Consider the following 7,393-nt stretch of genomic DNA (forward strand, 5'->3'; position numbering starts at 1 on the left):
TGGGATTAGACTTCCGGGGGAAACATCCATCTTTTGAGCACGCTCTTCCCGGGCAAGCCAGAGTCTTCTAGCCATTTCGAGCGATTGTCGATCAGCTACCTTGTGAAGGCCGGTGATTGCGCGCCACCGATCAGGGCGCTGAGGTCTGGGTTTGAAACTCAGTAGCGACCTAAACTCCTCATCAGCCCAGCTCGTTTTTCCTTGCTCTTGCAGAAGGGAGCCAACAGCTTCGGCTAACTCGTGAAGAACGTCAACATCCAGAGCCGCATAGTTCAACCAGCTCTCTGGCAGTGGTCTTGTGCTCCAGTCAGCCGCCGAGTGCTCCTTGGCAAGCCGGTAGCTGAGCAGATTCTCGGTAAGGGCTCCAAGTCCGACCCTGGGTTGTCCGGCTAATCTTGCGGCTAGCTCAGTGTCAAATATTGCTCCGGGCTTGAGGCCAATCTCATCCAGGCACGCCAGATCTTGGGTCGCAGCATGAAGAATCCACTCGCGATCTTTGAGAGCTTGGCTTAGTTCTCGATAAGGCTTAGTCTCGAGAATCCCAGGAACGGATACCGGGTCGATGAGAAAAATGTCGGTGTTGATTGCCCGAAGCTGCACAAGATAAGCCCTCTGCGAATATTTAAATCCAGAAGCCCTCTCGGCATCTATTGCCACAGCACCTTTTGACGAGGTGAGGTCTCGAACCGCGTCTTCCAGTTGTTTTAGATCCGAAATATAATGGACTTTTGCTCTGGGAGATTGAAGTAGCGGAAGTTCTGGAAGCTCCTGTTTTGTGGGTGCCTCAGACAATTAGATCCTGCTTATTCCGGACTCGGGAGGCAAACCCGACATCATGCAAAGCAAATCCTGCCAAGCCTCGAGGTGAGAAGCAAAATTAGAATCAGTAGGGGACCAGGAGGCTCTTAGTTCAAGCTCCGCGTGGTCGCTGTGTCCAGAGATTGATCCGTAGCCTTGGGAAATAATTCTGGTTATGGTGCCAGCCTCCGAGGTGTAGCCAGCCCCACGCTTTCTCAGTGAATCTTCTAACCAAGCCCAGCAGACGTCGGTGATCAACTCATCTTGCCCGATGTCGGTTTCTAGGGGAGATTTTGCGAAGCAGATGATTCGAAAATTGCCACCCCACCCCTCTTGAACTTCATCCGAATTAAGAAGAACAAATCTTCCCGTTCCTTGATCTGACCGACTGTCGTGGGCGTCTACTCCGATGTTGGCAGCCAGAGCCACGGAGTACTTAGCAATCTTGTCCGGGGAAGGAATCTCGGTAATGTTTACGCCGTCTCTAATGGTGGCCTGGCGCAAAGACATGACTGCCAGCTGAAAGTCGGCGGTCGTATCGGTTTTGTCTGAAATCTCAAGCATTTGCTCAAGACTACGATTGGTCAACCAGCTAGCGGTTCTGCCACGCCGCTAATGGGTCCAGTATGTGAAGGTGGCCTGGTTTGAGTGCGCCACCGAGACCAGTAATGCCGAATCGTCAAACGGGTGCGACTTTGCGAGGGCATCAAGGTCTTGATTTTGTTCGGAAATAGTCAGAGCAGAAAAGCTGACTAGTTTGTTATTGAAAGCGGATTTCGAAAGTGTCGGTCCGGCCTCGAGCAGAAGCGCCGGTAGCGATTCTCTTATTGCCCACTGGGAAAGGTCCTGAAGGGGATTTTCCGGGTTCCGAATCGGCACGTACTGGCGTTCGGGAAAATCCATTGGCCGGTTTGGGCTGAACAGGAAACAGCTGTCACTGGTTTCCTGAATAGCGGGGATACCTGCTAAGACTCCACTGCTTGAAAATACGACCAGCCTTGCTCCAGAAGATGGGAGTCGGTATCTCTCACGCCTGGCCGTGGCGGCGTCCACGACAATCACATCAGCATGCGCGCGCAGTGCAATCAGCAGCTCCCTATCGGCTTCCGAAGAAATTGACCTAGAGGAGCCGTCGGGACCGGCGAACTTGCCAGAAGAAGTGATGACGTGGTTTGAGCAAATGCCCTCCCACGGTCCGTAGCACTCAGCTAAAGCCGGAGCGTCTGTAGCGTTTGCTTCAAGGGCTAGGCCATAGGCCGGTGAAATCATAAGGCTGATTTTTCCCTTAGCTGCCTTTTAATGCGGGAGAGAATTCCAAGCATTCCTCTTAGCCTTAGAGCTGAAACAGCACCGGAAAGAGATAGCTTGAAGGGAAAATCCAAATCAAAATCTAGAGCTTCCGACACGGGTAGCCCGTCGATGACACTAAACAGCAGACTTGCGAAACCCCTCGTGGTTGGTGATTCAGCGGGAGCGCTAAAAAAAAGTCTGGTTAGACCATCGGAATCAATTTCGACAAAGAGGAAAATCGGCGACTGACATTCTTCGACGCGCTCTAAAAGCTCGGGGTGGTCAGCATACCTTGGAGGTAGTGGAGGCAGAGCCTCAGAGAACTCGAGAAGTAAATCAAGTCGCTCGGAGTCGCGAAGAACCTCAAAGTCCTTTATTAGCTGATCAGCTGTTTCAAGCGTTGTCATTTACGCCATCTGTGGGACTGGGCCCGGCTCTACTCCAAGAGCTATGGGAGCCTTTACTAAAGAGCCCCACTCACTCCAAGAACCGTCGTAGTTTCTTACCTTCTCGATTCCAAGTAGATACTTCAGAACAAACCAGGTGTGTGAGGAACGCTCACCAATTCGGCAATAGGCGATGACATCGGAGTGACCGGCAAGCCCCGCTCCCTCCAGATAAATTTCCTCGAGTCCTGCTCGCTCCTTAAAGCTCTGGTCTTCGTTGCAAGCTTTAGACCATGGAACTGATGCTGCCGTGGGGATGTGTCCGGCACGGGACGCCCCCTCGTCGGCATAGCCCGGCGCGGTCAGTCTTTCCCCTGCGTACTCCTCGGGGGAGCGCACATCGATCATTGGCTTTCCAAAGTGGGCAAAGACATCATCTCGGAAGGCCCTGAAGCCTGAGTCATCGCGCTCGATAACTGGATAGCTCGTGGAAGCCACTGTCTCAACATCCTTTGTTAGTTCCCGGCCTTCGGTGGTCCACTTGTCACGTCCGCCATCGAGGAGGCGGACATCCTCATGGCCGAAAAGCTTGAATACCCACAGGGCATAGGCCGCCCACCAGTTGCTCTTATCTCCATACAGAACGATTGTGTCGTCGCGATTGATTCCAAGTCGCGACATTACCTTGGCAAATCCTTCGCCGTCGATGTAGTCGCGGGTGGCCACGTCGTTTAGATCGGTGTGCCAGTCAATTTTTCTAGCGGTTGGGATGTGCCCGGTTTGATAAAGCAAAACATCTTCATCGGACTCCACAACCACCAGACCATCTCGACCTAAATTTTCGACAAGCCATTGAGTGCTCACCAGAGCCCTTGGGTCTGCGTAGGAAGCGAATTTTTGGCTTGGGTCGATGTCGATTGGCAAAGTTATCTCCTTATAGACTGTTGACCTATTCGGGTCCACACAAGGGGCGGTGTCATTGTCAACCAATTCAGGGGCCATTTGTTCCCTGGTTGAAATTCAACCGAATCCGAGTCTGGATGAGGTGCTAAGTCAACTGGTTCCTCCTAGAGAGTTTACCAAAGCTAGGTTCGAGAACTACCTCCCAAATCCGGATCACCCCTCCCAAGCACAGGCGGTGCTGGCTGCGAAGGAATTCGTAAAACCATCAGTGATAAAAAGCATGTTTTCACGCTCAAAAACACGGTCGGTTGCGGGCATTTACCTAGACGGTGGCTTCGGTGTTGGCAAGACTCACTTACTGGCTGCTATTTGGCACGAGTACAAGGGTCCAAAGGCCTTTGGAAGTTTCCTCGCCTACACCAGCTTGATTGGACTGCTTGGCTTTGCCGATGCCCTAAAGCAACTCTCTGGATTCGAGCTTTTGTGCATCGACGAGTTCGAGCTCGATGACCCTGGCGACACCATGCTTATGTCAAGGCTCTTAAGCGAACTCGGAGCCAAGGGGATTCGCTTTGCAGCAACTTCAAACACTCCGCCAAATGCTTTAGGGCAGGGAAGATTTGCAGCCAAGGATTTTGCTCGAGAAATTTCCGCGATGTCGGATCGCTTTCTGATCGTTAGCGTTGACGGAGAGGATTACCGGCATCGCCCAATCGATGGACATGCCAAACCTCTAGAGCAAGCCGAACTCTCAAGTGCTTTAGAGCAAAAAGTAAACGCCGGAAACAACATTGCCGTAGATGATTTCAGTCAGCTGTTGGCCCACCTTGCAAAAGTCCATCCCTCTAAGTTCCTGAAGCTTATTGATGGTATTGATGCACTAGTTCTTAAGGACGCACACGAGCTAACCGATCAATCTGCAGCCCTGAGACTTGTTTCATTCGTTGACAGGCTCTATGAGTCTCAAACCCCGATTGCCTCAACCGGGGTTGGATTAACCGAAGTATTCTCATCTGAGTACTTGTCGGGTGGATATAAGAAAAAGTACCTGCGTGCTATTTCGAGGATCGGCTCTTTGACTTCTTCTTTTTAGCCTTTTCTTCTTTTGCAGTTCTTAGGTACCACTGTGCGCGAAGCCAGAGCAGTGCTCCGCCGGCACCCATAGCAACCATCGATCCAAGTAGTACTCCGAGTACCGACTGAGCGTAGAGCTCCGGGTTATCAAGAAATGCCAGATGAGCAATTAGAAGCGATACCGTGAAGCCGACACCGGCCAAGAAACCAAGAGGAAGAAAATCCAAAAATCCAAGGGGCAGTCGATCCTTTGGCTTCAATAACCTATTGGCAATAACGGCCGCAAGAGATATTCCAACAACTTTGCCAACAGCCAGTCCGTAGAAGATTCCGCTAAAGACTTGACTTACGTCTCCGGAGGTAGCCGGGATTACGACTGCAACAGCGGTGAATGCGAAAATCGGAAGGACAATGAAGTTTGTTGCGGGTTGTATTTTTGCGACAACTCCATGAACTCGGGTTGCGGGTATCAAAATACCTAGGAGCACACCAGCCACAGTTGCGTGCACGCCAGACTGGTACACCGTGTACCAAAGAGCGAGTCCAAAGGAAAGTCTTATTAGCCACTTGTGCTTATTCCTCTTTACTTCTGCGAAACGGAAAGCGATTGCGATAGCAACGGTTGCTATCAACCAAACAGGCTCAGCTTTGGTTGTGTAGAAGATTGCGATGATGGAGATTGCCACCAAATCGTCGAAGATTGCTAGGGCCAGTAAGAAGATTCTCGCTTCTTTAGGCATTCCACGTCCAAAGATCGCAAGAATTCCAAGCACAAAAGCGATGTCGGTGGCAGCTGGAATTGGCCACCCAACAAGAGCATCAGTTCCCCAGTTTAGGTAGGCATATATTGCCGAGGGCACCACAACTCCGGCTACGGCGGCTATCACCGGCACGAGGGCACGTTTGAGAGAGGAGAGGGTACCGAGGGTGAGTTCGTACTTTAGCTCGAGTCCCGCAACGAAGAAGAAGACCGCCAAGAACAGGTCTGAGACCACGTGACCCACTGTGATGCTTATGTCTATCCATTCCAGGTTTAGTTTGAACGCGATTGTGGACAACAACGGCCCACCGAAGGGGGAGTTTGCGATGAGCAGGCCCATCATGGCCGCTCCGAGCATGACTACAGCAGCATTTCTCTCAGATTTCATAGTTCTAAAATACTCTGAAATTCGAAACAAACATTTCACTTTCTAGTCCGTTACGAAACATTTTGGAAACGCGGAAAGAGCTCTCGGGAAACACTCTTAGACCAATGTTGCATGCAAGCACCAAAGCGGTGTGGTCAACTAACGAAAGGAACTCGAATGGATCAGGGAAATACCGCCTTCGTGCTCTTCTCAGCCGCTCTGGTACTGCTAATGACACCAGGACTGGCTTTCTTCTACGGTGGCCTCGTGAAAGCCAAATCGGTCGTAAGCATGATGATGCTTTCGTTTGGATCTTTGGCTCTCATTGCAGTGCTATGGGTTCTATATGGCTACGCCATCACTTTCGCGGATGTCGGTGATGTCGGTTGGATCGGAATTCCGCACATCATAGGAATCGACACAGCCGCTCTCGGCCTTGCGGCCCAGGTTGCTGACGCTGCCGCACCTGCTGGGGCTTTCCCAGAGATGGCATTTGTTGCCTTCCAGGCTACTTTTGCAATCATCACAGTTGCACTAATCTCGGGTGCTATTGCCGACCGAGCCAAGTTTGGTGCCTGGATGGTATTTGCCGGGGTTTGGGCAACTTTGGTCTACTTCCCTGTGGCCGGATGGGTCTTCAACTTCACCCCTGAGGTGGATGGCGGATGGATTGTCGACAAGCTTGGCGCAATTGACTTCGCAGGTGGAACCGCGGTTCACATCAACGCGGGAGCAGCAGCCCTAGCTTTGGCAATTGTCCTGGGTAAGCGTTTTGGATTCTCAAAGGGAATCATGCAACCACACAACGTACCGCTTACCTTGATCGGAGCTGCGCTCCTTTGGTTCGGTTGGTTTGGATTCAACGCCGGTAGCCAACTGGCTGCCGATGGCGTTGCCGCTCTAGCGGTCGTTAACACAATCGCTGCTCCAGCTGCGGCAATGCTCGGTTGGATCATTGTTGAAAAGATTCGTCACGGCAAGGGAACGTCGATCGGAGCCGCCTCCGGTGTTATCGCAGGCCTGGTGGCAATTACCCCAGCGGTTGCATCTGTTGAGCCTGTATGGGCAATTGTCCTTGGTCTGATTTCTGGAGTCCTTTGCGCACTTGCAATCGACATGAAGTTCAGCTTCGGGTTCGATGACTCGCTAGACGTGGTGGGTATCCACTTGGTAGGTGGAATCATCGGAACCGTGGCAATTGGTGTGTTTGGATCCGAAGTTGGTTTCCTATTCGGCTACGGCTTCGATCAGCTCTGGGCTCAGATCATCGGAGCAGGCGCGGTGCTGATTTACAGCTTCGTAATGGCTCTGCTTATCGGCTTCGCTATCGAGAAGACCATGGGCTTTAGAGTCAAGGCAGAAGATGAGATCGCGGGTATCGACACCGTAGTTCACGGTGAAGAGGCCTACTCCTTCGCTCAAGTCAAGTAATAGAACTGGTTTCATCAAAACAGGGGGTCCAGTATCGGACCCCCTGTTTTCTTGCCCCTGGATGATGTGGATGTTTGGCAGGGCGCAGGGATTTGGGTTAGAGTAGCGAAGCAGCCTTTGGTTGCAAAGCGGATGTGGCTCAGTGGTAGAGCATCACCTTGCCAAGGTGAGGGTCGCGAGTTCGAATCTCGTCATCCGCTCGCGGTGGCCAGAAGCCACGCATCGGTGGAGTGGCCGAGAGGCTAGGCAGCGGCCTGCAAAGCCGTCTACACGGGTTCGAATCCCGTCTTCACCTCCGAGCAATAGGCAATGGGCGATTGGCGCAGTGGTAGCGCGCTTCCCTGACACGGAAGAGGTCACTGGTTCGAACCCAGTATCGCCCAC

The 7,393-nt window shown here is 52.1% G+C and carries 8 protein-coding genes and 3 tRNA genes; 5 read left to right on the forward strand and 6 right to left on the reverse strand.

Going from position 1 to position 7,393, the window contains the following annotated elements; translation table 11 throughout:
* From WAO31_RS06950 to WAO31_RS06970, 5 genes are all read right to left on the reverse strand, one after another.
* Positions 1–792 (reverse strand): ribonuclease D (locus WAO31_RS06950; protein WP_509591860.1); only part of this gene is annotated, 792 nt, incomplete at its 3' end.
* Entirely contained in the window at positions 793–1,362 is a 570-nt protein-coding gene (locus WAO31_RS06955) for a DUF3000 domain-containing protein (protein ID WP_509591862.1), read from the reverse strand.
* A gap of 48 nt (positions 1,363–1,410) precedes the next feature.
* Positions 1,411–2,067: a dihydrofolate reductase family protein gene (locus tag WAO31_RS06960; protein ID WP_509591864.1), complete on the reverse strand. Its 657-nt coding sequence runs from the start codon at positions 2,065–2,067 to the stop codon at positions 1,411–1,413.
* On the reverse strand, positions 2,064–2,495 hold the full coding sequence (locus WAO31_RS06965; RefSeq protein WP_509591866.1) for a SufE family protein: 432 nt from the start codon (positions 2,493–2,495) through the stop codon (positions 2,064–2,066). The genes WAO31_RS06960 and WAO31_RS06965 overlap by 4 nt, the downstream gene beginning before the upstream one ends.
* Positions 2,496–3,398, reverse strand: coding sequence for a sulfurtransferase (locus tag WAO31_RS06970; RefSeq protein ID WP_509591868.1), 903 nt, complete (start codon positions 3,396–3,398; stop codon positions 2,496–2,498). It lies immediately after the preceding gene.
* Between the two features lie 49 nt (positions 3,399–3,447).
* Here WAO31_RS06970 and zapE point away from each other — a divergent pair, with 49 nt between their 5' ends.
* The gene (zapE, locus tag WAO31_RS06975; RefSeq protein WP_509591870.1) at positions 3,448–4,470 is read left to right on the forward strand and encodes a cell division protein ZapE; all 1,023 of its coding nucleotides are present in this window, start codon (positions 3,448–3,450) and stop codon (positions 4,468–4,470) included.
* On the opposite strand, the gene WAO31_RS06980 is transcribed toward zapE, so the two are convergent.
* Positions 4,433–5,599, reverse strand: a complete 1,167-nt coding sequence (locus WAO31_RS06980; protein WP_509591872.1) for a Na+/H+ antiporter NhaA — start codon at positions 5,597–5,599, stop codon at positions 4,433–4,435. The two genes, zapE and WAO31_RS06980, sit on opposite strands and share 38 nt — an antisense overlap.
* 156 nt (positions 5,600–5,755) lie before the next feature.
* On the opposite strand from WAO31_RS06980, the gene WAO31_RS06985 reads away from it, so the two are divergent.
* The 4 genes from WAO31_RS06985 to WAO31_RS07000 all read left to right on the forward strand — a co-directional run bounded on the left by WAO31_RS06985 (position 5,756) and on the right by WAO31_RS07000 (position 7,392).
* Complete coding sequence (locus WAO31_RS06985; protein ID WP_509591874.1) at positions 5,756–7,009, forward strand: ammonium transporter; 1,254 nt, start codon at positions 5,756–5,758, stop codon at positions 7,007–7,009.
* A gap of 128 nt (positions 7,010–7,137) precedes the next feature.
* Positions 7,138–7,209, forward strand: a tRNA-Gly gene (locus WAO31_RS06990).
* 24 nt (positions 7,210–7,233) lie between these two features.
* Positions 7,234–7,304: transfer RNA gene (locus WAO31_RS06995), tRNA-Cys, on the forward strand.
* Between the two features lie 16 nt (positions 7,305–7,320).
* A tRNA-Val gene (locus tag WAO31_RS07000) sits at positions 7,321–7,392 on the forward strand.
* Position 7,393: the final 1 nt, after the last annotated feature.

The sequence above is a fragment of the Rhodoluna sp. genome (genome assembly GCF_049276775.1).
In the GTDB taxonomy this organism is placed as follows: domain Bacteria; phylum Actinomycetota; class Actinomycetes; order Actinomycetales; family Microbacteriaceae; genus Rhodoluna.